18 protein-coding genes are annotated in these 24,693 nt (G+C 35.0%); 7 read left to right on the top strand and 11 right to left on the bottom strand.

The genetic code is table 11. The features are described from left to right. Positions 1-23: 23 nt before the first annotated feature. Genes OZP09_RS15690 through OZP09_RS15670 form a run of 5 tightly spaced genes read right to left on the bottom strand, consistent with a single transcriptional unit; the run spans position 24 to position 6,952 of the window. Complete coding sequence (locus tag OZP09_RS15690) at positions 24-569, bottom strand: c-type cytochrome (protein WP_025572649.1); 546 nt, start codon at positions 567-569, stop codon at positions 24-26. 8 nt (positions 570-577) lie between these two features. Beyond that, complete coding sequence (locus tag OZP09_RS15685) at positions 578-1,102, bottom strand: DUF3341 domain-containing protein (protein ID WP_025572651.1); 525 nt, start codon at positions 1,100-1,102, stop codon at positions 578-580. After that, positions 1,095-2,498 (bottom strand): NrfD/PsrC family molybdoenzyme membrane anchor subunit, encoded by a 1,404-nt coding sequence (gene nrfD, locus OZP09_RS15680; RefSeq protein WP_281309637.1) that lies wholly within the window; start codon positions 2,496-2,498, stop codon positions 1,095-1,097. Before nrfD ends, OZP09_RS15685 begins: the two co-directional genes overlap by 8 nt. Positions 2,499-2,531: 33 nt before the next feature. Then, the gene (locus tag OZP09_RS15675) at positions 2,532-5,582 is read right to left on the bottom strand and encodes a TAT-variant-translocated molybdopterin oxidoreductase (protein ID WP_269234664.1); all 3,051 of its coding nucleotides are present in this window, start codon (positions 5,580-5,582) and stop codon (positions 2,532-2,534) included. A 32-nt stretch (positions 5,583-5,614) separates the two neighbouring features. Beyond that, positions 5,615-6,952 carry a c-type cytochrome gene (locus OZP09_RS15670; protein ID WP_269234663.1) on the bottom strand — a complete coding sequence of 446 codons (1,338 nt, stop codon included), beginning with the start codon at positions 6,950-6,952 and terminating at the stop codon, positions 5,615-5,617. A 219-nt stretch (positions 6,953-7,171) separates the two neighbouring features. Here OZP09_RS15670 and OZP09_RS15665 point away from each other — a divergent pair, with 219 nt between their 5' ends. Next, a complete protein-coding gene (locus OZP09_RS15665; RefSeq protein ID WP_269234662.1) occupies positions 7,172-7,561 on the top strand; it encodes an SPOR domain-containing protein in 390 nt (129 codons plus the stop codon). A 210-nt stretch (positions 7,562-7,771) separates the two neighbouring features. Here OZP09_RS15665 and infB read toward each other — a convergent pair whose 3' ends face one another. The 4 genes from infB to OZP09_RS15645 all read right to left on the bottom strand — a co-directional run bounded on the left by infB (position 7,772) and on the right by OZP09_RS15645 (position 13,812). Further along, the gene (infB, locus tag OZP09_RS15660) at positions 7,772-10,627 is read right to left on the bottom strand and encodes a translation initiation factor IF-2 (RefSeq protein ID WP_281309636.1); all 2,856 of its coding nucleotides are present in this window, start codon (positions 10,625-10,627) and stop codon (positions 7,772-7,774) included. Positions 10,628-10,677: 50 nt separating this feature from the next. Next, entirely contained in the window at positions 10,678-11,931 is a 1,254-nt protein-coding gene (gene nusA, locus OZP09_RS15655) for a transcription termination factor NusA (RefSeq protein ID WP_269234661.1), read from the bottom strand. A gap of 14 nt (positions 11,932-11,945) precedes the next feature. Beyond that, entirely contained in the window at positions 11,946-12,410 is a 465-nt protein-coding gene (gene rimP, locus OZP09_RS15650; protein WP_269234660.1) for a ribosome assembly cofactor RimP, read from the bottom strand. Positions 12,411-12,783: 373 nt separating this feature from the next. After that, positions 12,784-13,812, bottom strand: a complete 1,029-nt coding sequence (locus OZP09_RS15645; RefSeq protein WP_269234659.1) for a LacI family DNA-binding transcriptional regulator — start codon at positions 13,810-13,812, stop codon at positions 12,784-12,786. Between the two features lie 321 nt (positions 13,813-14,133). Here OZP09_RS15645 and rplM point away from each other — a divergent pair, with 321 nt between their 5' ends. The 4 genes from rplM to tsf all read left to right on the top strand — a co-directional run bounded on the left by rplM (position 14,134) and on the right by tsf (position 17,029). Then, entirely contained in the window at positions 14,134-14,589 is a 456-nt protein-coding gene (gene rplM / locus OZP09_RS15640) for a 50S ribosomal protein L13 (RefSeq protein ID WP_269234658.1), read from the top strand. Next, positions 14,589-14,975: a 30S ribosomal protein S9 gene (gene rpsI, locus OZP09_RS15635; protein WP_035645327.1), complete on the top strand. Its 387-nt coding sequence runs from the start codon at positions 14,589-14,591 to the stop codon at positions 14,973-14,975. Before rplM ends, rpsI begins: the two co-directional genes overlap by 1 nt. Before the next feature lie 176 nt (positions 14,976-15,151). After that, complete coding sequence (gene rpsB, locus OZP09_RS15630; RefSeq protein WP_269234657.1) at positions 15,152-15,928, top strand: 30S ribosomal protein S2; 777 nt, start codon at positions 15,152-15,154, stop codon at positions 15,926-15,928. Positions 15,929-16,066: 138 nt separating this feature from the next. Continuing rightward, on the top strand, positions 16,067-17,029 hold the full coding sequence (gene tsf / locus OZP09_RS15625; protein ID WP_269234656.1) for a translation elongation factor Ts: 963 nt from the start codon (positions 16,067-16,069) through the stop codon (positions 17,027-17,029). Positions 17,030-17,126: 97 nt separating this feature from the next. Here tsf and OZP09_RS15620 read toward each other — a convergent pair whose 3' ends face one another. After that, on the bottom strand, positions 17,127-19,247 hold the full coding sequence (locus tag OZP09_RS15620) for a M3 family metallopeptidase (RefSeq protein ID WP_281309635.1): 2,121 nt from the start codon (positions 19,245-19,247) through the stop codon (positions 17,127-17,129). Between the two features lie 240 nt (positions 19,248-19,487). Beyond that, positions 19,488-20,519 carry a LacI family DNA-binding transcriptional regulator gene (locus OZP09_RS15615; RefSeq protein ID WP_281309634.1) on the bottom strand — a complete coding sequence of 344 codons (1,032 nt, stop codon included), beginning with the start codon at positions 20,517-20,519 and terminating at the stop codon, positions 19,488-19,490. Between the two features lie 154 nt (positions 20,520-20,673). On the opposite strand from OZP09_RS15615, the gene OZP09_RS15610 reads away from it, so the two are divergent. Together OZP09_RS15610 and OZP09_RS15605 are read left to right on the top strand one after the other, a co-directional pair. Next, entirely contained in the window at positions 20,674-23,298 is a 2,625-nt protein-coding gene (locus OZP09_RS15610) for a TonB-dependent receptor domain-containing protein (RefSeq protein ID WP_269234655.1), read from the top strand. Between the two features lie 89 nt (positions 23,299-23,387). Next, positions 23,388-24,689, top strand: a complete 1,302-nt coding sequence (locus OZP09_RS15605) for an MFS transporter (RefSeq protein WP_281309633.1) — start codon at positions 23,388-23,390, stop codon at positions 24,687-24,689. The last annotated feature ends 4 nt before the right edge of the window (positions 24,690-24,693 follow it).

Here is a 24,693-nt window from a genome sequence, read left to right as displayed (position 1 = left end):
ATTACGATCAGTTTGTTCAACAATTATAATTGGCTTTTTAGTTTTAGAACATAGTCAGCAACTAACCAACGTTCATGGGCACTTAATTGATTTGCATGTGAACCCATTGCATTTAAACCATAAGTTTCAACGTGAAAAATACTACCTTCAGTAATTTCTCTGTCTTTATAGCTAGGTACCCCAAGAAATTTTTCTCTTTCAACCAATTTACCTTTACCATTTCCAGTTGCGCCATGGCAGCTGATACAATAAATCTCGAAAAGCTGTTTTCCTTTTTCAGAACTTTTTTCTTCTTCCGTCAAAGGTGATTTTAAATTAGCTTTAGCCAATTCATACCCTGCCGTTGAATTTTCGTACTCATAAGGTTCAAAACCTCTGTTAATAGTTCCTTCTACAGGAAGCTGTCCTTCTTTTCCTCCCTTAAATACTTTTGACTCTCCATAAGTCTCATATGCTACAGACTCATACATATTTGGGAAATACTGATAGTTTGGTGCCGAATTATTGTGGCAAGATGAAACTAAAATAGTTATACCAACTAAAAGTGTTATTTTATATATCCTTTTCATAGCTACAATTAATTCTTTTCAATTACTTTAACTTCAACAGCTCCTGTACCTTCAAAGAAAGAAACTAATTCAGCTTCATTATCGTTTACAGCCACTTCCATTAAGAAATGGTCATCTGTTGTTCTTACATCAGGATTCTCTGCTTGTTTAAATGGCCATAATCTACTTCTCATGTAAAAAGTAATAACCATTAAGTGAGCTGCAAAAAATACAGTCATTTCAAACATAATTGGCACGAAAGATGGCATATTTTGTATGAAACTAAAACTTGGTTTACCACCAATATCTTGTGGCCAGTCATGAATCATGATATAACTCATCATTGTTGTTGCAACAGAAATTCCAACACATCCATAAAGGAACGCACAAATTGCTAATCTTGTTGGTGCTAACCCCATAGCTTTATCCAATCCGTGAACTGGGAATGGAGTAAAAACTTCTTCTATATGATGGTGTGCAGCTCTGGTTTTCTTTACTGCGTCCATCAAAATATCATCGTCATTATAAATGGCGTATATTACTTTATTACTCATGATGTGAATCTTTACTATTTGCTCTTTCTCTAATGTAATTATCTCCTGTTCCTTTCAAAATTGTCTTAACCTCTGCCTGAGCAATTACAGGGAAAGTTCTTGAATATAATAAAAACAATACGAAGAAGAAACCAATTGTTCCAATGAAAATTCCAATATCAACAAATGTTGGCGAAAACATTGTCCAGGAAGATGGAAGGTAATCCCTATGCAGAGAAGTAACAATAATTACAAATCTTTCAAACCACATTCCGATATTTACTACAATCGAAATTACAAATGAAAACATTATACTTGTTCTTAGTTTTTTGAACCACATAAACTGAGGAGAGAAAACGTTACAAGTCATCATCGCCCAATATGCCCACCAGTAAGGTCCGGTAGCTCTGTTTAAGAATGCATATTGCTCGTATTCCACACCTGAATACCAAGCCACAAATAACTCAGTAATATAAGCCACACCTACGATAGAACCAGTAATCATGATAATGATGTTCATTAACTCAATATGCTGTAATGTGATGTATGCTTCAAGACTAGAAACTTTTCTCATAACGATTAGCAACGTATTTACCATTGCAAATCCCGAGAAAACAGCTCCAGCAACGAAGTATGGAGGGAAAATTGTTGTATGCCATCCCGGAATTACAGAAGTAGCAAAGTCCATAGATACAATTGTGTGTACAGAAAGTACAAGAGGAGTAGCTAAACCAGCTAATACCAAAGATACTTCCTCAAAACGTTGCCAGTCTTTTGCTCTACCGCTCCATCCAAAACTTAAGATAGAATAAACTCTTTTGTTAAATGGAGTAATAGCTCTATCACGAAGCATTGCAAAGTCAGGTAACAAACCAGTCCACCAGAAAACTAATGATACTGAAAGATACGTTGAAATCGCAAATACGTCCCAAAGTAAAGGTGAGTTAAAATTTACCCATAAAGATCCAAATTGGTTTGGAATAGGCAATACCCAGTATGCTAACCATGGACGTCCCATGTGAATAATTGGGAATAAACCTGCTTGAACTACTGAGAAGATAGTCATTGCTTCTGCAGAACGGTTAATAGCCATTCTCCAACGTTGACGGAAAAGTAATAATACTGCAGAAATTAATGTTCCAGCGTGACCAATACCTACCCACCAAACGAAGTTAGTGATATCCCAGGCCCAACCAACTGTTTTATTTAATCCCCATGTTCCGATACCGGTAGATACGGTGTAAATTATACAACCCAACCCCCAAAGGAAGGCTATTAATGCGATTGAAAATACAATCCACCATTGCTTATTTGCAGGACCTTCAACAGGTGCTGCCACATCTACAGTTACATCGTGATATGATTTATCACCTATAACTAAAGGTTTTCTAATGGGTGCTTCGTAGTGAGACGACATAATCCTTTATATTGTTTCTTAATTAATAATTTACTAAGTATTTCTAACTTTAACATGGTAAACCACATTAGGTTTTGTACCTACATGCTCTAATAAGTGGTATGATCTTTCGTCAGCAGCTAATTTAGCAACTTTACTTTCTTTATCATTTACATCACCAAATATCATCGCTCCAGAAGAACAAGCACTAGAACAAGCTGTTTGGAATTCTCCATCTCTAACCGGACGGCCTTCGTTTTTAGCTTTTAATTTAGTAGCTTGTGTCATTTGAATACACATAGAACATTTTTCCATAACACCACGAGAACGTACGTTAACGTCAGGATTTAATACCATACGGCCTAAATCATCGTTCATATGATAATCGAACTCAGTGTTTTTGTTGTATAAGAACCAGTTAAAACGACGTACTTTATATGGACAGTTGTTTGCACAGTAACGAGTACCAACACATCTGTTGTAAGCCATATGGTTTTGACCTTCACGTCCGTGAGAAGTTGCTGCAACCGGACAAACTGTTTCACAAGGTGCGTGGTTACAGTGTTGACACATTACAGGCTGGAAAGCAACTTGAGGATTATCTCCTGCTTTTTCCATTTCATTAAATGTAGATAATGAACTAGATAAACCAGCAATTCCTTCTTTTCTTTCGTTGTCACCTTCAAAAGTACTTTCAGAAGAATAATATCTATCGATACGTAACCAGTGCATATCACGGCTTCTTCTTACCTCTGCTTTACCTACAACAGGAACGTTGTTTTCTGCGTGACAAGCGATAACGCAAGCTCCACATCCAGTACAAGCATTTAAGTCGATTGAAAGATTGAAGTGATGCCCAGTTGTACGATCAAATGATTCCCAAAGATCTACAGTTGTAGCCTCTACTTCCTGGTGATCTAAAGATACCATTGGCTTTTCATTCCAATGCTCAGCATCTTTAGTATTGAATATTTCTAAAGTAGTTTCTTTAATAATATCACCTCTACCCATTAAAGTTTTCTGGCCTTGAACACAAGCAAACTCATGTACTCCTCCAGCTTTAGCGATAGAAACTGATTGAACATTATTGAAACTTTTATATAAAGCGTAAGCATTTAAACCTACTTGCATTTCTTCTTTTAGAGCTGCTTTACGTCCGTACCCAAGAGCTAGACCTACAGTCCCAACTGCTTGTCCTGGCTGGACGATTACTGGAACATTTTCTAATTTAATCCCATCAACAGTAATAGTAGCATAACTACCATTTAAACCTCCGTTTGCAACAATTTCGTTTGACAAACCAAGTTTTTTAGCATCAGCATTAGAAACTGTAACGTAGTTATCCCAAGAAACTCTTGTAATTGGATCAGGAAACTCTTGTAACCAAGGATTGTTAGCATGTTGTCCATCCCCTAATCCTGTTTTAGTATATAGTACTAATTCAAAATCACCAGCAGCTTTAGATTTTGCAACAGCATTTGCAGCAGAAGCAGCATCAATAGCACCTCCTGATAATGTTGTAGCCCCAACTATTGCTACCCCATCATGTAATACTTTATTCCAAGAAGCACCTGCAGTATAAGCTCCAGAATTTACTTTTAAATAGTCATAAAAAGTACCAGGAGTACCATTTACAGACAATAAAACATCTTGAAATTGTTTTGTATTAAAGATTGGACGGATAGTAGGCTGAGTTAAGCTGTAAGTTCCACTTGTTAACTCAAGATCGCCCCAAGACTCTAAATAGTGAGGAGTTGGCGCAGCAATTGAAACAATTGATGCAGTTTCATCTTCTTTTAACGAAAAAGAAACAGACGTTTTAACTTTTTTCAATCCAGATACAAAAGCAGCTGAATCAGCTAAAGTATAAACAGGATTAACTCCACTCATAATTAAAGTATGAATACTTCCAGCATTCAAATCTTTAATTAACTGTGCAACAGCTGCGTTAGAACCTTTTCTAATTTGTCTTGCTCCAGCAGTAGTAAAAGCTTCACTAGCTAATACCTGATTAATAGCTAAAACTAATAATTGAGCATTTTTATCTTCAATTCCAGATACTAAAACTCCTTTTGAACCAGCAGCTTTAAGTTGCTGAGCAGCTTTAACTACTTCTACTTTAAATTTCTCATCTAAAGAAACAGGAACAGAAGCACCTGCAACAATATTATAAATTTGAACTAAAGCTTGCTTTTGAGCAGCTACAGTCATTGGAACTCGCTTATCAGCAGCAGCTCCAGATAATGTCATATTTGATTCAAACTGGAAGTGACGAGACATTTTTCCATTTTGAGGAATACGTCCTTGTGCATATCCTGTATCATATGCACCACCTTGCCAGTCTCCTAAGAAATCAGCACCAACAGATACGATTAATGAAGCTTTTGAAAAATCGTAATCAACTAAAGCTCTTTGACCATAAACAGCTTCAAAAGCATCTAAAGCTTCAGATGATGAAACTGCATCATATACAACGTGCTTAGCGTTTGGATTTTTTGCAATAAACTCAGCAATTAATTTCTCTGTGGAAGGACTTGCTAAAGTATTAGTCAACAATACTACTTGTCCACCTTTTGCTTTAGCATCTGCTAAACTTGATTTAATTTTTAAATCAACTGCTGACCAGGTAGAATCTTTACCATCTACTTTAGGCTCTTTTAAACGCGTACTATCATATAATCCTAAAATAGAAGCATGAATTCTTGCGTTAGCTGCAAATTTAGCACCAGCAATTGTATTGTTTTCAATTTTAATTGGACGACCCTCACGAGTTTTAACCAAAAGATTAGCAAAATCAAAACCATCAAAAACGGTAGTTGCATAATAATCTGCAACACCAGGAATGATTTGTTCCGGTTGTAATACATAAGGGATAGACTTGTGAACAGGACCTTCGCAGGCAGCTAATGTAACAGCTGCAGTACTAAACCCTACGTACTTTAAAAAGTCACGACGTGAAGTTCCAGATGTAGATAAAGCATCAGCGTTACCCAAAAACTCATCAGTAGGAATCTCTTCAACAAACTCGTTATTTCTAAGCGCCTCAACAATAGAGCTATTTTCTAGCTCCTCAACACTTTTCCAGTATTTTTTGTTTGATGACATTGTATATATATATTAAAATCTTAATAAATCGATTAATAGTGGCATTTACCACACTCTAAACCTCCCATTTGCGCTGCAGTTAATTTCTCTACACCGTATTTTTTAGAAAGCTCAGCATGAATTTTGTCATAATAAGCATTACCCTCCATCTTAACATCAGTTTTTCTATGGCAATCAATACACCATCCCATTGTTAATTTAGAGTATTGCTTCATGATTTCAAATTCCTGTACTGGTCCGTGACAAGTTTGACATTCAATACCTGCAACAGAAACGTGTTGAGAGTGATTGAAGTAAACAAAGTCAGGCAAGTTATGGATACGAACCCATTTAACAGGCTGTGTTTTTCCAGTATAAGCTTGTTTAGCTTTATCCCAACCAACAGCATCATATAATTTTTGAATCTGAGCATCGTAGAATGCTTTGCTGTACTCAGCAGTAGCCGTTGTTTCAGCAACCTCCGAAATGTTTTTATGACAGTTCATACAAACATTTAACGAAGGAATACCAGCATTTTTACTTACACGAGCAGCAGAGTGACAATATTTACAATTAATCTCGTTATCACCAGCGTGAATTTTATGAGAATAGTGAATTGGCTGAATTGGCTCATAATTCTGATCTACACCTACCTGCATTAAGTAACCGTAAACAAAATAACCACTAGCCAAAAGCAAGAAAATTGCAGTTACTAAAACCAAGAATTGGTTTCTAGCGAAAGCTTTCCAGATTGGAAGCCTTGCTTCTTTAGGAGCAACCTCAATACCATTTTTATTTGCGACTTTAGTTAAAACCTTGTTCACCATAAACAACATCACAACTAAAATAGCCATTACAAGAGCAAGAGCTCCTAAAATAATATTGTTGGAAATTCCACCACCTTCAACAACTGTACCAGGAGGAGTTGCAGCACCACCTCCAGGAGGAGCAGACTCAACTTTAGGTTCAGAAGTATATGCGATAATATTATCAATATCTCCTTCAGACAATTGAGGAAAAGAAGTCATTACTGACTTATTATTCTCTTCAAAAAGTTTAACTGCAACAGGATCACCTGACTTAATCATGTCAGAACTGTTATGCACCCACTTGTAAATCCAAGCCATATCATGCTTAGCAGCAACCCCACGTAAAGCAGGACCAGTTGATTTAGCATCTAATTTGTGACATGCAGCGCAATTTGCATTAAAAAGTTCTTTCCCTTTTACCGGATCACCTCCAGATGCCGCAGCCGGAGCAGCAGCATCTTCAGTCGCCGCAGGAGCTGCAGCAGGATCTTGAGCAAATGAAGTTAGGGAGAAAATCAGCGATAGCGACAAGCTAAGCATCAATTTTCTTGAGATCGAATTATGGTTACCCACCTTTTTCATATAGTATAAAATTATCTACTAATTTTTTGGTATGATTTTTTCTGTAATTAATCAGTTAAATCTAATACCGCTTTTTTAAAACCTGCACAAAAATACAATTTAAGTACTATTCTCAAAACCTTAAAATAGTCTTAAATATCAATTTATATCAATTCTAAATAGCACAAACATTCCACATATAAATTTTAAACATTATTTTTGTATAAAAACCATCACATTATGAGAATTTTAACTCCATCAAAAAAGATTTTATTACTATTCCCTATGCTCGCTTTAACACACAATATTAATGCTCAGGACCAAAACATTACTTTGAATCAAGATCCTAAATTTGAACAATTACTGAATGATAAGCGTAAAATTAACACGTCAATTAGTACCAATGACACTTACAAAATTCAAGTTTTCAGTGGCAAAAGTGACGAAGCAAAAAAGACTTTATCTAATTTCAAAAGGGAATTTAACAACATTGACGGAACTATAATTTTTAATACTCCAAACTATAAAGTAGTCGTTGGAAATTTTAAAACAAGAATTGAAGCAGAACGAAATTTGGAAGAAATTAGAAAGAAATATAAAAGCGTATTCCTTATTAAACCAAGCAAATAAATTTTAAGCAAACCCAATACAAAGTCAATTATTATTTGTTTTTATCTTTAAAAAATCTACAAGATTAAAAAAGACTCTTGTTTTGATCAATTTTAAGCAGTTTTAAGCATTAAAATATCAAAACAACCAAACACACACCACTTTAAATTTTACAGTCATTTTAAAATCAAAAAAGTCCCGATTAAATCGGGACTTTTTTGATTTTAAATATTATTTCAATTTCTTTTTAATTGCAACCTCGTGATATGCTTCAATAACATCTCTTTCTTCGATATCATTAAAACCTTTAATCTGAATACCGCAATCATATCCTTTTGTAACTTCTTTAACATCATCTTTGAAACGTTTCAATGCTACAAGTTCTCCTGTATGCACCACGACACCTTCTCTGATAACCCTAATTTTAGACGATCTTAAAATTTTGCCGTCAGTTACCATACAACCAGCAATAGAACCTACTTTAGAAATTTTGAAAATCTCACGAATTTCTGCTGTACCAAGAATCTCTTCTTTCATTTCAGGAGCTAACATTCCTTCCATAGCATCTTTCAAGTCATCGATAGCGGCATAAATAATAGAATAATAACGGATATCTATTTCTTCTTTATCTGCAAGTTGTCTTGCATTTCCAGCAGGTCGAACATTAAATCCGATAATAATAGCATCTGAAGCAGAAGCTAAGTTAACATCCGTTTCCGTAATTGCCCCAACCCCTTTGTGTATAATATTAATCTGGACTTCTTCTGTAGAAAGTTTAGAGAATGAGTCAGATAATGCCTCAACAGATCCATCAACGTCACCTTTAAGGATAACATTTAATTCTTTAAACTGACCAAGAGCAATACGACGTCCGATTTCATCAAGCGTAATATGTCTTTGTGTACGCACTGATTGCTCTCTCATTAACTGAGAACGTTTAGATGCAATTTGTTTTGCTTCTTTTTCGTCTTCAAACACATTGAATTTATCTCCAGCTGTAGCAGCTCCATCAAGACCTAAAACAGATACCGGAGTCGACGGACCAGCTTCTTTTACATTATGCCCACGTTCATCATGCATGGCTTTAATTTTACCATGATGTTTACCTGCCAACATGTAATCTCCAATTTTAAGAGTTCCCTGTTGCACTAATATTGTAGAAACATATCCTTTTCCTTTATCCAGAAAAGCCTCCACAACAGTTCCCTGAGCAGCCTTATTTGGATTAGCTTTTAAATCAAGGATTTCAGCTTCTAACAATACTTTTTCCAGCAATTCCTTTACTCCTGTTCCTACTTTAGCAGAAATATCATGTGATTGAATTTTTCCACCCCAGTCTTCAACAAGTAAATTCATACCAGCCAAACGTTCTTTGATTTTCTCAACATTTGCGTTCGGTTTATCAATTTTGTTGATAGCGAATATAATTGGAACTCCCGCAGCTTGTGCATGAGAGATTGCCTCTTTTGTTTGCGGCATGATATCATCATCGGCAGCTACCACAATAATTGCGATATCGGTAACCTGAGCTCCACGTGCACGCATCGCAGTAAACGCCTCGTGACCAGGAGTATCTAAAAATGCAATTTTCTGACCATTATCAAGAGTTACCCCATAAGCTCCAATGTGCTGCGTAATACCTCCGGACTCCCCAGCGATAACATTTTCTTTACGGATATAATCCAGTAAAGATGTTTTACCGTGGTCAACGTGCCCCATTACAGTAACAATCGGCGCTCTAACCACTAAATCTTCTTCCTTATCTTCAACTACCTCGATCGCTTCTTCGATATCAACTGTGATAAACTCAACTTCATAACCAAACTCGTCAGCTACGATAGTTAAAGTTTCCGCATCTAGACGTTGGTTCATGGTAACCATGATACCAAGCGACATACAAGTTCCGATAACTTTAGTAATTGGCACATCCATCATGATTGCAATTTCACCTACAGTAACAAACTCAGTCACTTTAATAGTCTTACTTCCTTCGTCAAGCGCTCTTTGCTCCTCATCAGATTTCTGACGATGCGTATCTCTTTTATCTCTTCTGTATTTAGCAGCTTTTGATTTTCCGCCTTTGCCTTGTAGCTTTTCAAGAGTTTCTCTAATTTGGTTTTTTACTTCCTCCTCAGTAGGCTCAACTTTAGCAACTATAGCCGGACGGTTCCCTTTTACAAAACCAGGTCTTGCGCTTCTATTAGCATTAAAACCACCCCCTCCTGTGTTTGGCGTAATTTTATTAGGATTTGGTGTTCCCGAAACATTACCTGTACCTGTTTTTTGCACCCCAGGAGCACCTGGTTTAGGAGCAATTCTTTTACGCTTATTTTTATTAGCGTTATTGTTTGCACCCGGAGTACCCGGTTTATTCGGCGTTATCTTTGGATCCTCTTTCTTTTTCTTAGGTTTATTAAATTGAGATAAATCAATTGTCTGACCTGTAAGAGTCGTTCCCGATAATTTTTGATATTGTGTAGTGATCGTTTCTTCTGCAGTTTCAGGATCAGTTGAAACAACTGGATCTTTTGCTGTTTTAGAAGTTTCAGCTTTTATTTCTTTTTTCTCAGTAATAATAGAATCTAATTTGTCTGGAGCTGCCAGAGCATCAGTCTTACCATCTTCTTTTTGAATTGGTTTTTCAACTTCCTTCTGAGCAACAACTTTTGACTCCTCAGCTTTAGCCGGTTCTTCTGAAGGAGCAGCAACAACTGTCTTTTTAGGGTTTAAATCAATCTTACCCACTTGAACAGGTCCTGTTAAAACAGCCTTTGCTTTTATAATCTCCTGTTGTTTTTGACGTTCTTCGTCTAGTCTGCGTTTATCTTCGATTTCCTTTTCGCGCTCAACACGCAATGCTTCTTTTTCCTTTCTTTTCTCTTCCCCTACTTCTTTGGAAGCTTCCTTATTCCCCTTATCGCCCGCAAATTGTCTTTGAAGGATATTAAATTCACTGTCAGAAATTTTAGCGTTCGGATTTGCATCAATAGCAATCCCCTTATCTTTTAGATAATCAACAGCTCTTTCTAACGAAATATTTAATTCCCTTAAAACCTTGTTTATTCTTATTACTCTCTCTTCAGACATATAACCTTTTTATTATTACCTTTTTCGTTGTGTTGTTAGAGCAGATACAACTAGTTATCAAACTCTTCTTTTAGTATTTTCATAACATCCAGAATAGTTTCCTCTTCTAAATCGGTTCTTCTTACTAAATCTTCTACTTCCTGACTCAGGATACTTTTTGCTGTATCCAGACCTATTTTAGCAAACTCTTCAATTACCCAGTCTTCAATTTCATCTGAAAACTCTGATAATTCAACATCGTCATCATCTGCAATCGCACCGGCTACATCACCTTCTCTAATTACATCTAATTCATAACCTGTTAACTGGCCTGCTAATTTAATATTATGACCTCCTCTACCAATTGCTTTAGAAACTTCTTCTAATTTCAAGAAAACTTCAGCTCTTTTATTTTCCTCATCAATTTTAACTGATGAAACCTTGGCAGGACTTAAGGCTCTTGTAATAAACAATTGAATATTATTTGTATAATTGATTACGTCGATATTTTCATTCCCTAATTCACGAACAATTCCATGAATACGAGACCCTTTCATACCAACACAAGCTCCAACAGGATCGATTCTGTCATCGTATGAATCCACAGCTACTTTTGCTTTTTCACCAGGAATACGGACTACATTTTTAACTGTAATTAAACCATCGAATACTTCAGGAATTTCCTGTTCAAATAATTTTTCTAAAAACTTCTCAGAAGTTCTTGACATGATGATCTGAGGTTTATTTCCTTTTAATTCAACGCTTTCAATAATTCCCCTAACATTATCTCCTTTTCGAAAAAAGTCAGATGGAATTTGTTTCTCTTTTGGAAGCACAATTTCATTTCCTTCATCATCTACCAAAATTACAACTCTTGGTCTTACGTGATGTACTTCAGCAGTATAAATATCACCAATAATATCTTTAAATTGTTTATAAAGATTAGTATTATCGTGTTCGTGTATTTTAGAAATCAAGTTCTGGCGAAGCGCTAAGATAGCTCTTCTTCCCAAATCAATCAATTTTACCTCCTCAGAAACCTCTTCTCCAATTTCAAAATCCGCTTCAATTTTTCTTGCTTCAGTAAGCGTAATTTCTTCATTTTCAAAATCAAGATCCTCATCAGCAACAATTACTCTTCTTCTCCATATCTCCATATCTCCTTTATCAGGATTTATAATAATGTCGAAGTTATCATCTGAACCGTATTTTTTCTTCAATGCATTTCTAAACACGTCCTCTAAAATTGCCATAAGCGTTACACGATCAATAAGTTTATTATCTTTAAACTCTGAGAATGAATCGATTAATGCTAAATTTTCCATGCGAATTCTTTAAATTAAAATGTTACTGTAACAATTGCCTCTTTAATTTCTGTATAAGGTATTTGTTGCGTTTTTTGAACTGTTTCCTTTCCTTTTCCTACTTTCTTCGGTTCTCTTGCTTCCCAAGACAAAATTATAAAAACATCATTAGCTTCTACCAATTCTGCTTCAATTTTTTCACTATTTGTAGTAACAATCAATGTTCTACCAATATTTTTCTTGTATTGTCTTGTAAATTTCAGCGGCGAACCTACTCCAACAGAAGCTACTTCAAGAGAGAAATCCTGTTCTTCACGATCCAGATTATTCTCAATTGCACGACTAATATCAATACAGTCCTGAAGCGCTACTCCATTATCCCCATCTAAACCCACACTAATTTTAAAAGAATCAGAAATACTCAAATCAATCAAAAAGATTGAAGGTCTTTCCAAAAGAGCCTCAGTAATTAATGCGTTTACTTTTTCTTTAAATGTCATAATTTTATAAAAAGAGGGGACAATTAGTCCCCTCATTATTTAGATTTTAATAAATAACGGTGCAAATATAGTGTTTTTTTTATAAATCAAATAATTAGATTGCTCTAATAATATTACTTATCTCCAATTTAACATAAAAATTATTCAACTCAATTGTAATGACATTAATTTATATAGAAAGGAATTATTAATTCTTCAAACAACATTAAACTGATATTTTGGAATATATACTCACGACAGAACAGGTCTTAACCACTCTTCAATGACAGTATTAACCAAGAACTGACAAACCACACCCAAAATCTTTTATAAAACTTAAGAAACAGATAAAAAAAAAGAAAATCCACTTTAAAACTAAAATGGATTTTCTTTTTTATTTCGATTTTTTGGTTGACTCTCTTTCTTTTAGTTTCGTTTTAATAACAATCGTTTCATAATCAGAAGTTTCACCTTCTTCTTCCTCCAGCCTTGAAATTAATCGTTTAGCAGCAACCTCACCTATTTCAATTCCGTGCTGACTTACAGTCGTTAAACTTGGAGACAAACGTCTTGATGCTAAAATCCCATCAGCAAAACCTATAATAGAAATATCTTCAGGTACCTTAAATCCTTTTTTCAGACTTACCCTTAAAGCTGCAACTGAATCATTTTCATCTAAAGCAAAAATCCCATCAATTTCATGATCAAAAATCGCTTCGATTTTACTTTTCATATCTTCTTCTGAATTGGTACGAAGAATTATTTTTTCATTTACAGGAATATTATTATCCTTTAATGCTTTCAAATATCCATCAGCTCTAAGTTTTCCTACACTCAAATTATCTACCGAAGAAATCAGGGCGATATTTTTACATCCTAAATTTATTAAATGCTGGATTGAATTCAAAGCCGAATCAAAATCATCAACAACAACTTTATCACATTCAACTCCATAAGCAATTCTGTCAAACATTACAATTGGAGTTCCATCATTTATAATTTCTGTAAAATGAGCATAGTCTTCTAGTTTTTGAGCCTCCTGCGAAACCGAAAGAATAAAACCATCTATAGTTCCATTACTCAGCATTTCGAGTGTATGAATTTCTTTTTCTAAAGACTCATTCGAGATACAAGTAATTACATTGTACCCTTTTTTATCGGCTACTTTCTCAATTCCACTAAAAACTTTTGCAAAAAAAGAATTTAATATATTAGGTATAATTACACCAATTGTTTTGGTTTTTCTATTCTTTAAATTCAGGCCTATAACATTTGGCTTATAATTTTTGAGTTTTGCATACTCCTTTATCTTCACCTTGGTTTGTTCACTAATTTCAGGACTATCATTTAATGCCTTAGACACAGTAGAAACAGACACACCAAGTTCTTTCGCAATTTGTTTTAGAGTTGCTTTAGCTTTCATCCAATTGAATTTTTTATGTAATTGATACAAATATAACAGAATTACCTAAAATAAAACAAAAAAACGCATGCCAGTATTTAAACTGGCGGATTCATTTCAAAACAAAACCATATCAGACTATAATTTTATAAAAATCCTGTAAAATATCTTTAGTTTTCCTTCCATAATAATGTAAACTAAATTTTCAGGGATTTAATTCCCTAACTGACAGCCTGATTTTCAGTATTTAAAATATTCTTTTAAGGTATTTGGTTTTAAAATAATTAATTGTACTTTTGCATCCCCTTTATTGGGGATGGAATGTTTAATTAAAATAATATTATGGACGCATTAAGCTACAAAACAGTTTCAGCAAACAAAACCACTATAACTAAAGAGTGGATTGTTGTTGACGCTGAAGGTCATAACTTAGGACGTCTTGCTTCAAAGGTTGCGATGATCTTAAGAGGTAAGTACAAGCCAAGTTACACACCGCACGTTGACTGTGGAGATAACGTAATTGTTATCAACTCAGAAAAAATTAACCTTACAGGTACAAAAATGAATGACAAAATTTACATGCGTCATACAGGTTACCCAGGAGGACAAAGAACTTTAACTGCTAAAGTATTGCAAGCAAAAAATCCTGCATTATTAGTAGAAAAAGCGGTAAAAGGTATGTTACCTAAAAACAAATTAGGAGCAGAACTTTTCAGAAATCTAAATGTTGTTGTAGGATCTGAGCACACTCACGGAGCTCAAAAACCTAGAACTGTTAACCTAAATGATCTTAAGTAATGGGAGTTATTCACAAAATCGGTAGAAGAAAAACCGCTGTTGCACGTGTTTATGTTTCTGAAGGAACTGGAAACATCACTGTAAACAAAAAAGAATTCGCAACTTACTTTCCAACTGCAACTTTACAATACAAAGTATTACAACCGCTTTCTATGACAGAAAACGCTGGTAACTTTGACGTAAAAGTAAACGTTTACGGAGGTGGTACAACTGGTCAGGCAGAAGCTGTAAGAATGGCATTAGCACGCGTAATGTGCGAAGTTAACGCTGAAAACAGAGGAATCCTTAAACCAGAAGGTTTATTAACAAGAGACCCAAGAATGGTTGAACGTAAGAAATTCGGTCAGAAGAAAGCTCGTAAGAGATTCCAGTTCTCTAAACGTTAATATTACCTGTCTTGTTCAGATGGTACAAGACATTATCAATTATTTATTGAAATTAAAAAACACAGTTATTGTTGCTCTCCTACCGAGGTAGGATATAGTTTAGCATCTAAATGTATAAAGCCTGGGAAACCGCCATTTATACATTGCTAATCAACAGAACGTAAACTAGTACAAAAATGGCAAACAAAATAGAAGTAAAAGAATTACTAGAAGCAGGTGTTCACTTCGGACACATGACTAGAAAATGGGATCCAAACATGGCTCCTTACATTTATATGGAGCGTAATGGTATTCACATTATCAATCTATATAAAACTGCAGCTAAAATTGAAGAAGCTAATGAAGCTTTGAAAAAAATCGCTGCATCAGGTAGAAAAATCTTATTCGTAGCTACCAAAAAACAAGCAAAAGACATCGTTGCTGAAAAAGCAAAAGCTGCAAACATGCCTTACATTACTGAAAGATGGCCAGGTGGAATGCTAACTAACTTCGTAACTATCAGAAAGGCAGTTAAAAAAATGTCTTCTATCGATAAAATGAAGAAAGATGGTACTTTCAACACTCTATCTAAAAAAGAGCGTTTGCAAGTTGATCGTCTACGTGCTAAATTAGAGAAAAACTTAGGTTCAATTGCTGATATGTCCAGACTACCTGCAGCATTGTTCGTAGTAGATATCAAAGCCGAACACATCGCAATAAAAGAAGCTCAAAAATTAAACATTCCAGTTTTCGCAATGGTTGATACGAATTCTGACCCAAGAGAGGTTGATTACGTGATTCCTGCAAATGATGATGCTTCTAAATCAATTGACAAAATTTTATCTTTAGTAACTACTGCTGTAATCGAAGGTCTATCTGACAGAGGTGCAGAAAAAGAAACTGAAGTTGCTGCTGCTGAAGAAGAAGCTGCTCCTGCTGTTGAAGCTGAAGCTGCTCCTGCAACTGAAGAATAAATCAAATTTTAAATTCCAAATTTTAAATTCCAGATTCCAAATAAAAAATTAAAAACGTTATGTTGATAATTTAATAAAATTGGACTTTGGGATTTAGAATATGGAATTTTTACTTTTAACATTAAAATTCAAAATATTATGGCAACAATTACTGCTGCAGACGTAAATAAATTAAGACAATCTACAGGTGCCGGAATGATGGACTGTAAAAAAGCTTTAGTTGAAGCTGAAGGAGATTTCGATAAAGCAATACAAATCCTTAGAGAAAAAGGACAAAAAGTTGCTGCTAACCGTTCTGACCGTGAGTCTTCTGAAGGAGCTGCTGTTTCTTTTATCAATGCTGACAACACTAAAGGAGCTATCCTTACTTTAAACTGTGAAACTGACTTCGTAGGTAAAAATGAGGCTTTCGTAACTTTAGCTAAAGATTTAGTGGAAAGAGCTATCAACTTCTCTTCTAAAGAAGAATTTTTAGCTTCTGATTTCAACGGAATTACTGTTGCTGAAAAATTAATTGAGCAAACTGGAGTTATCGGTGAGAAAATCGAAATCGGTGGTTTTGAAATTTTAGAAGGTGCTTTCGTTGGATCTTATGTTCACGTAAACAAAATTGCTGCTTTAACAGCTATTTCTGCTCCAATTGCTAATGCTGAAACTTTAACAAAAGATGTTTCTATGCAAGTTGCTTCTATGGGAGCTGACACATTATCTTACAAAGATTTTGATCCTGCTTTCGTTGAATCTGAACTTGCTGCCCGTATTGCTGTAATCGAAAAAGATAACGAAGAAGCTGCACGTTTAGGAAAAACTTTAAAAAATGTTCCTAAATACATCTCTTACTCTCAATTAACTCCTGAAGTTATCAAACAAGCTGAAGAAGATGCTAAAGCTGAATTAAAAGCTGAAGGTAAACCAGAGCAAATCTGGGATAAAATTCTTCCAGGAAAAGTACAACGTTTTATCTCTGACAACACTACTTTAGATCAGGAAAAAGCTTTATTAGATCAAAACTTCATCAAAGATGACAGTAAAAAAGTTGGTGATTACGTTAAAGGATTCAACGTTGAAATCACTGGTTTCAAAAGAGTTACTTTAGGTTAATATATTATTTTTTCAATACAAAAAGCCCGAATATTTAGTTATTCGGGCTTTTGTCTTTTATGAATATAACGCATCGATTACACGTCTATCTGGTCATTTATTTTTTAGTTCCGGCAACCGGAAAATTTCTGGCACGCATTAAAGCGTCAGACTTTGGGGCTCTGCCTCTAAAATTTTCATACGCTTTCTCCTGATCAATTGTATTTCCAACACTGAAAACAGTTTCATACAGACGTTTTGCCACTGCTTTATCATAAGGCCCTTTTCCTTCTGTAAAAGCTTCCCAGGCATCTGCATTAATAACGTCAGCCCATAAATAACTGTAATATCCTGCTGAATAACCATCGCCTGAAAAGATATGCCCAAACTGTGGAATTCGGTGACGCATTACAATTTCTGAAGGCATATGAAGCGCATCTAAAGTTTCCTTCTCAAATTTCTTCGGATCGATTTTTTCTGTAGCCAAATGCAGTTTCATATCAACCAATGAACTTGAAATAGTTTCCACTGTTGAAAATCCTTCTCCAAAATTTGCTGCTCTTTCAATTCTGTCCACCAAAGATTTAGGCAATGGCTCTCCCGTTTTATAATGCAGCGCAAATTTATTTAATACTTCTGGAGTTGCTAACCAATGCTCTAACAATTGAGATGGAAATTCAACATAATCACGAGCTACAGAAGTTCCTGCCAAACTTGGATAGGTAACATTTGAACATAATCCGTGAAGCGCATGTCCAAACTCATGAAATAAAGTCGAAGCATCGTCCCATGAGATTAAAATAGCTTCATTTGGAGCACCTTTTACGAAGTTACAATTATTAGACACGATTGTCAGAACCTCTCCATCTAATCTCTGCTGGTTACGATAAGCATTCATCCAGGCTCCTGAACGTTTCCCTGCACGTGCATAGGGATCAAAATACCATAACCCAACTGCTTTACCCGTTAATTTATTACTTACTTCCCAAACACGGACATCAGGATGATAAACCGGCACATTGGTAACCTGCTTGAAATTCAAATTAAATAATTCTCCTGCCACCCAAAACATTCCTTCTCTCAATTTTTCTAATTGTAAGTATGGTTTGACTTCGTTTTGATCTAAATCATACTTAACTTTTCTAACTTTTTCAGCATAATAACGATAATCCCATGGCTGGATTTTAAACTTACCCCCTTCTCCATCTACGATTTTTTGCATTTCTGCTACATCCTCGTGTACTTTTTCAACTGCAGGTTCCCAAACAGAAAGCATTAAGTCTAAAGTTTTTTGCGGATCTTTTGCCATTTTGTTTGACAAACTCCAATGAGCAAAAGTTGGATAACCAAGTAATTTCGCTTTTTTAGTTCGTAATTCTAAAATAGAAACTAAAGTCGCATTATTATCATTTGCATTTCCATTATCTCCTCGTTTTACAAAAATATCAAATGCTTTTTCCCTTAAATCCCTGCGTGTCGAAAAAGTCAAAAACGGCTCAATGGAAGAACGTGTATTAGCAATACATCCCATAACATTCAGCTTTCTTTCTTTAGCCTCAGCAATAGCAGCTTTTTTTACCTCTTCAGGCAGACCATCAAAGTCATTTTCTGTTTTTAATTCTACATATTGATTCTGCTCTTCGGCCAATAAATTTTGACTGAAAAGAGTAAAAAGAGACGCTAATTCTTTATTTACAGCAGCTACTTTCTCTTTATCCGCTTCATTTAACTTTGCTCCCTGACGAACAAAATTTGTATAATACAACCAAATCAAACGCTGCTGTTCGCTGGTTAATTTTTTACTTTCCTTAGAATTATATAAGGTTTCAATTCTTGTAAAAAGTTTTTTATTCTGATTGATTTTATCACTAAATTCAGAAAATTTAGGCGACATTTCTCTGTCAATAACATTAAATTCAGGACTACTTAAGTTTGACCTGTAAATTCCGTAAACGGCAGAAATTCGATCTATAGTTTTACCAGAACGTTCCAAAGCTGCAATTGTATTATCAAACGTTGGCGCTTTTGGATTATTCGCAATTACATCAATTTCATTTAGTTTTTCCTGAATTGCAAACTGAATTGCAGGTTTAAAATCTGAAACTTGATATGAATCAAAAGCAGGAACTCCCCCGTAAGGTTCTTTCCAAGGCTGTAATAACGGATTGTCCGAATTGTTTTGTGCAGTAGCTGCAAAAGAGGCTGTACTCATGATAAAAACTGCTATTAATTTTTTCATTATTTTAATTTGTAATTTAAGAAACAAAACTTATTGTTTCAAAAATAACCAAAAATCACTTAACGTAATGAAAATTTAACATCGGCATCCTTATGATGAATTTTAAATTTAATTCATCATTTGGTAAAATTATATGAAAAAAGCTTAAATATAATCTATTATTCAACCCTAAAATACCTTAAAATCAAAAAGGTTATATTTGCAGTGTTATATAAAAGCGCTTTAAATTGAAAATCGTTCTTATTTGCTTTTTTTCAAAGTAGACTCGCGAACAATCACCTCTGTTTCTAATTCAATTATTTTAGGTTTAAACACATTTCCTTCCTTACGGCAAAGGATTTCTTCCAGCAATAAATTAAATGCTGCTACGCCCATATCATAACTTGGCTGATTGACCGTACTCAACTTGGGTGTAATTACCTGAGAAACTAACCAATTACTAAAACCTATAACAGCAATCTGATTGGGTACTTGGATTCCTTTTTCATTAAAATGTGCCAAAACCCCAACCGCTACAAGGTCTGTAATTACAAAAATCCCATCAATACCTTTATCTTCCTCCAAAATTTGCTTTGCAAATTCTACTCCCTGCTCAAAGGTGATTGCTTTACAAGAATATACCAGCTTAGAATCAAAAGGAATTCCGTTTTTTTCCAGTGCTTTTTTGTATCCCAAAAAACGATCAATAGCATTTTGTGGATTTTCAAGCCCCCGGATATGAGCTATTTTCCTGCATCCCATATCAATTAAATGCTGAACGGCTTCCATGGCCGCTTTTTGATCATTGATGACAACTTTGGAGCTTGGAATTAACTTAGAGATTTTATCAAACTGCACAAATGGAATTTCTTTTTTAAGGATATCCTTAATATGAACATCATCATTTGATTCATTAGAAAGTGACATGATAATTCCATCCACTCTTTTATTAATCAAAAGTGCTATTTGCTTTTTTTCTAACTCTAAAGATTCATTAGACTGAAGGATGATGACCAAATACCCATTTTTCTCTGCTTCGGCAATAATACCATTTACAACACCTGAAAAAAAATGATGCACTACTTCTGGAATAATAAGACCAATTGTTTTTGATTCTTTAGTCCTCAAATTCACGGCAAAACTATTGGGTGTATAATCGAGCTGCTGAGCCAAAGCAATAACAGCTTTCTTAGTTTTATCACTAACATCCGGATAATTTTTCAATGCTTTCGAAACAGTGGTAATAGATATACCTAAAGCGGAAGCTATTTCTTTTAAAGTAGTTTCTCTCATTAAACAAATATCATAAAAAAAACTGATTATAATCGAAAACGTTTTCGGAAAAATCGAAAACGTTTTCGTACAAAAAAAGAATTTAATTTACACGACAATATATACATTTGATAAAAAATAACTAAATAAATTATTAACTAAGTAAATAACCACTATGAAAACAAATAATTCATTATTTAAAAAAATAGGGATAATTATAGCATTATTACTATTTAACATCAGTTTTTCTCAAAATTCAACTTTATCAGGAACTGTTACTGATGCAACTGGAGCAGGAATTCCAGGAGTAAATATTACAATAAAAAATTCTGACAAAGCAACCGCTACAGACTTTGATGGAAAATATACTTTTACAAATCTAAGAAACGAAACAGTAACTATTATTGCTACTTATATCGGATACAAAACAACTGAAATGAACATTCCGATAAATGGCAATACTATTCAAAACATTTCATTAGTTGAAGATGCAAATGTTTTAGACGATGTAGTCGTTACCGGAGTGGTAAACCCTAAAACCAAAATCAAATCCAGCGTTTCAATCACTACTCTGGGAACTGAGCAGGTTACACAATCAGCACCAAGATCGACTGCTGAAATCTTCAGAACCATTCCTGGTATTCGTTCAGAATCTTCAGGAGGTGAAGGAAATTCGAATATTTCTGTGCGTGGTGTACCAATTTCTTCTGGTGGCTCTAAATATCTGCAACTTCAAGAAGACGGACTTCCTGTATTATTATTTGGCGATATTGCATTTGCAACAGCAGATATTTTTACAAGATTTGACGGAAACATCGCTAAAATTGAAGCCATTCGTGGTGGATCAGCATCGACTTTATCATCTAATTCACCGGGTGGAATTATCAACTTTATCAGTAAAACCGGTAAAACTGAAGGAGGTAACATCAGCACATCATTTGGATTGGACTACGGAAATTTCAGAACTGATTTGGATTATGGATCAAAAATCGGTGATGGATTGTATTTTCACGTAGGTGGTTTTTACAGAACTGGCGAAGGGGTTAGAAAAACAGGATTTAACAGCAATAATGGTGGACAATTTAAATTCAACATTACAAAAGAATTCGAAAATGGTTCGATTACTGTTTATGCAAAATTCTTAAATGACAGAGCTGCAGCTTACATGCCAATGCCTGTAGCTGTTTCAGGTACAAATGCAAATCCAAATTGGAAAAGCGTAGATGGTTATGATGCTACAACTGGTGCTTTGCAATCTATTTATCTGACGCATAGTGTTGGATTGGGACCTGACGGAAATGTGCGCAGAGAAGCTGTGTCCAACGGAATGCATCCTGTCTCAAAATCAATTGGAGCAAATGCTTCCTTTAATTTAGAAAACAATTGGAAAATTACCGATAATATTAGATTTTCATCTAATTCAGGTGGTTTTATCTCGCCGTTTCCTGCTGAATTAGCAACTGCTTCAACAATTGCAAACTCTTTTGGAGCCGGATCAACTTTAAGCTACGCAGATAACGGAGCTGCTTTTAATAACCCAAATGGTTTAGTGGCAAGAATCCACATGTTTGACACGCAATTAAACAATATGGGTAACTTCATGAACGATCTTCGTTTGACGAAAAAATTCGACAAAATAGGCATTACGGCCGGTCTTTTTAAATCTATGCAAAATGTATCTATGTCATGGTTGTGGAATTCCTATCTTCAGGAAGTCTCAGATGATAACCCCCGTTTAATTAATGTTAATGATGCTGGCGGAAATGCTTTATCTGAAAATGGATTGTATGCGTACGGAACACCAGCCTGGGGAAATTTAGCGAGAAATTATGACACCCAGTACAATGTTTCTGCTCCATACCTAAATATCTCAGTAGATGCAACAGATAACTTATCATTTGAAGGAGGTTTACGTTATGACAAAGGAAAAGTAACAGGTTCATTTGCAGGAGGTGTCTCTACTACTTATGATATTAATAATGATGGTGAAATTTCTGCACCGGAACAAAATGTATTTGCAATTGACAATGCTAATCCAACAGCTGTAAACTATGATTACGATTATTATTCTTATACTTTAGGGGCAAACCTGCTTTTAGCAAGCAGACAGTCTGTATTTGCAAGAATAAGCAGAGGTGCTTCTGCCAAGGCCGATAGAATTTTATTTAGCGGATTAGATTATTTAGACGGAAATAAAATCAATGCTTTAGACTTTTTAACTCAGGCAGAAATTGGATTCAAACAAAAATTCGACAAGGGATACCTATATGCTACAGCGTTTCACTCTAAAACAGATGAACAGGGCGGATTTGAAGCTACTTCAAACAGTATCATTAAAAACAATTACAAATCTATAGGTTTAGAGTTAGAAACTGCTTATAATCTTACCGATAATTTAGATTTAAGAGGTTCCTTAACTTATACAAAAGCCGAAATCACTTCTGGAGACAACAATGGTAATCAACCCAGAAGACAACCTAAATTAATGTACAGTTTTTTACCTGCTTATAAATTCATGAATAATAAAAATACACTTGGTTTGAGCTTCATTGGTCAGACAAAGGCGTATGCTCAAGATTCGAATCAATTAGTAATGAATGGGTTTGTAATTGTAAATGGATTTGTTGAAGTAGGCATTGCCAAAGGATTATCTGTTAATGTTTCTGGAAACAACCTTTTTAACACCTTGGCAATTACAGAAGCCGAAGAAGGAAGCATCACAGAAAACACCGTAAATTTTGTCAGAGCCAGATCAATGACCGGAAGATCACTTTCGATGGCTTTATCTTATAAATTTTAATTACAGTTAGTTCATAAATGTGAGTTGGTTACCAATTCCTGTATTTTTATAGTACAGGAATTGATTTTAAAATTTAAAAAAACGCAATTATGGCATTCTCCAAACCCAAACTAAGTTTCTGGCAAATTATCAATATGAATGTTGGCTTTTTTGGCATCCAATATAGTTTTGGGTTACAACAAAGCGCCGTAAATCCTATTTATGATTTTCTGCACGCCAGTCCGGATCAAATTCCGATATTAAACTTAGCCGGGCCACTAACAGGACTATTGATTCAACCTATAATTGGAGCCATGAGCGACAAAACCTGGCATCCAAGATGGGGACGCAGAAAACCGTATTTTTTCATTGGAGCCATTATTTGCAGCATTGCCTTATTTCTTTTTCCTTTTAGCAGTTCTCTATGGATGGCAGCTGGTTTACTTTGGATTTTAGATGTTGGAAACAATACCGCAATGGAACCGTATCGCGCTTTTATTGCCGATACACTTAGTGAAGATCAGCAACCCATCGGTTTTCAGGCACAAAGTTTTTTTACCGGGTTTGGGCAATTCTTATCCTACATTTCATTGTTTCTCTTTCCTATCGTTTTTATTGGCTACACAGGACAATTGCCCAATTGGATTTATGCCTCTTTCTTTCTTGGAGCCATACTTTCGGTAACATCAATTTGGTGGAGCATGAAGAAAACAAAAGAGATTCCGCCAACAGCAGCAGAGATCGAAAAGATGAAATCAGAGCCGTTGAATGTTTTTTCTCCATTTGTGGATATTTATCATGCTGTATTAGAAATGCCAAAAGTAATGTGGCAGCTCTTTCTGGTGTATCTATTTCAATGGTATGCTTTAATGTGTTTTTGGCAAAACAATTCCAAAAGTATCGCTTTATCTGTTTGGAATACCACCCCCTTTGATAAAACAGGTTATGAAAAAGCGGTAGAATGGATGGGATTGATTGGCGCATTTGGATTCATAGTTACCTTTTCGGTAGCTTTTTATCTGGCAAAACTGGCGAAAAAGCACAGTCCTAAAATGGTGCATTTTTTTTGTCTTCTTTTTGGTGCTGTTTCTTTTTTATTCTTTCCGGTCATTCAAAATCAGTACCTGTTCTTTGCAGTAATAATTGGTTACGGGATTGCCTGGGCGAGCATGATGGGAATTCCATATCTCATGGTGGTTTCCACTGTCCCAAAAGAACGCTACGGAGTTTATATGGGAATCATTAACATGATGATTGTAATTCCAATGATTCTTCAAAATGTATCTTTTGGATTCATCCTGAAAAACTTTTTAAATAACGACCCGCGCCTGGCCATAACATTTGCCGGAATCTTATTACTACTCGGTTCCATGAGTACCTTATTAATCAAAGTAAAAAAAACAACATTGTAGTCTT

The organism is Flavobacterium flavigenum (genome assembly GCF_027111255.2).
Classification (GTDB): domain Bacteria; phylum Bacteroidota; class Bacteroidia; order Flavobacteriales; family Flavobacteriaceae; genus Flavobacterium; species Flavobacterium flavigenum.
The sequence above is the reverse complement of the archived record's forward strand: the minus strand, read 5'-3'. Positions and strand labels throughout refer to the sequence as shown.

Coding starts and splice junctions, on each gene's coding strand:
- OZP09_RS15690 (WP_025572649.1), bottom strand. CDS start 569: ATGAAAAGGATATATAAAATAACACTTTTAGTTGGTATAACTATTTTA.
- OZP09_RS15685 (WP_025572651.1), bottom strand. CDS start 1,102: ATGAGTAATAAAGTAATATACGCCATTTATAATGACGATGATATTTTG.
- nrfD (WP_281309637.1), bottom strand. CDS start 2,498: ATGTCGTCTCACTACGAAGCACCCATTAGAAAACCTTTAGTTATAGGT.
- OZP09_RS15675 (WP_269234664.1), bottom strand. CDS start 5,582: ATGTCATCAAACAAAAAATACTGGAAAAGTGTTGAGGAGCTAGAAAAT.
- OZP09_RS15670 (WP_269234663.1), bottom strand. CDS start 6,952: ATGAAAAAGGTGGGTAACCATAATTCGATCTCAAGAAAATTGATGCTT.
- OZP09_RS15665 (WP_269234662.1), top strand. CDS start 7,172: ATGAGAATTTTAACTCCATCAAAAAAGATTTTATTACTATTCCCTATG.
- infB (WP_281309636.1), bottom strand. CDS start 10,627: ATGTCTGAAGAGAGAGTAATAAGAATAAACAAGGTTTTAAGGGAATTA.
- nusA (WP_269234661.1), bottom strand. CDS start 11,931: ATGGAAAATTTAGCATTAATCGATTCATTCTCAGAGTTTAAAGATAAT.
- rimP (WP_269234660.1), bottom strand. CDS start 12,410: ATGACATTTAAAGAAAAAGTAAACGCATTAATTACTGAGGCTCTTTTG.
- OZP09_RS15645 (WP_269234659.1), bottom strand. CDS start 13,812: ATGAAAGCTAAAGCAACTCTAAAACAAATTGCGAAAGAACTTGGTGTG.
- rplM (WP_269234658.1), top strand. CDS start 14,134: ATGGACGCATTAAGCTACAAAACAGTTTCAGCAAACAAAACCACTATA.
- rpsI (WP_035645327.1), top strand. CDS start 14,589: ATGGGAGTTATTCACAAAATCGGTAGAAGAAAAACCGCTGTTGCACGT.
- rpsB (WP_269234657.1), top strand. CDS start 15,152: ATGGCAAACAAAATAGAAGTAAAAGAATTACTAGAAGCAGGTGTTCAC.
- tsf (WP_269234656.1), top strand. CDS start 16,067: ATGGCAACAATTACTGCTGCAGACGTAAATAAATTAAGACAATCTACA.
- OZP09_RS15620 (WP_281309635.1), bottom strand. CDS start 19,247: ATGAAAAAATTAATAGCAGTTTTTATCATGAGTACAGCCTCTTTTGCA.
- OZP09_RS15615 (WP_281309634.1), bottom strand. CDS start 20,519: ATGAGAGAAACTACTTTAAAAGAAATAGCTTCCGCTTTAGGTATATCT.
- OZP09_RS15610 (WP_269234655.1), top strand. CDS start 20,674: ATGAAAACAAATAATTCATTATTTAAAAAAATAGGGATAATTATAGCA.
- OZP09_RS15605 (WP_281309633.1), top strand. CDS start 23,388: ATGGCATTCTCCAAACCCAAACTAAGTTTCTGGCAAATTATCAATATG.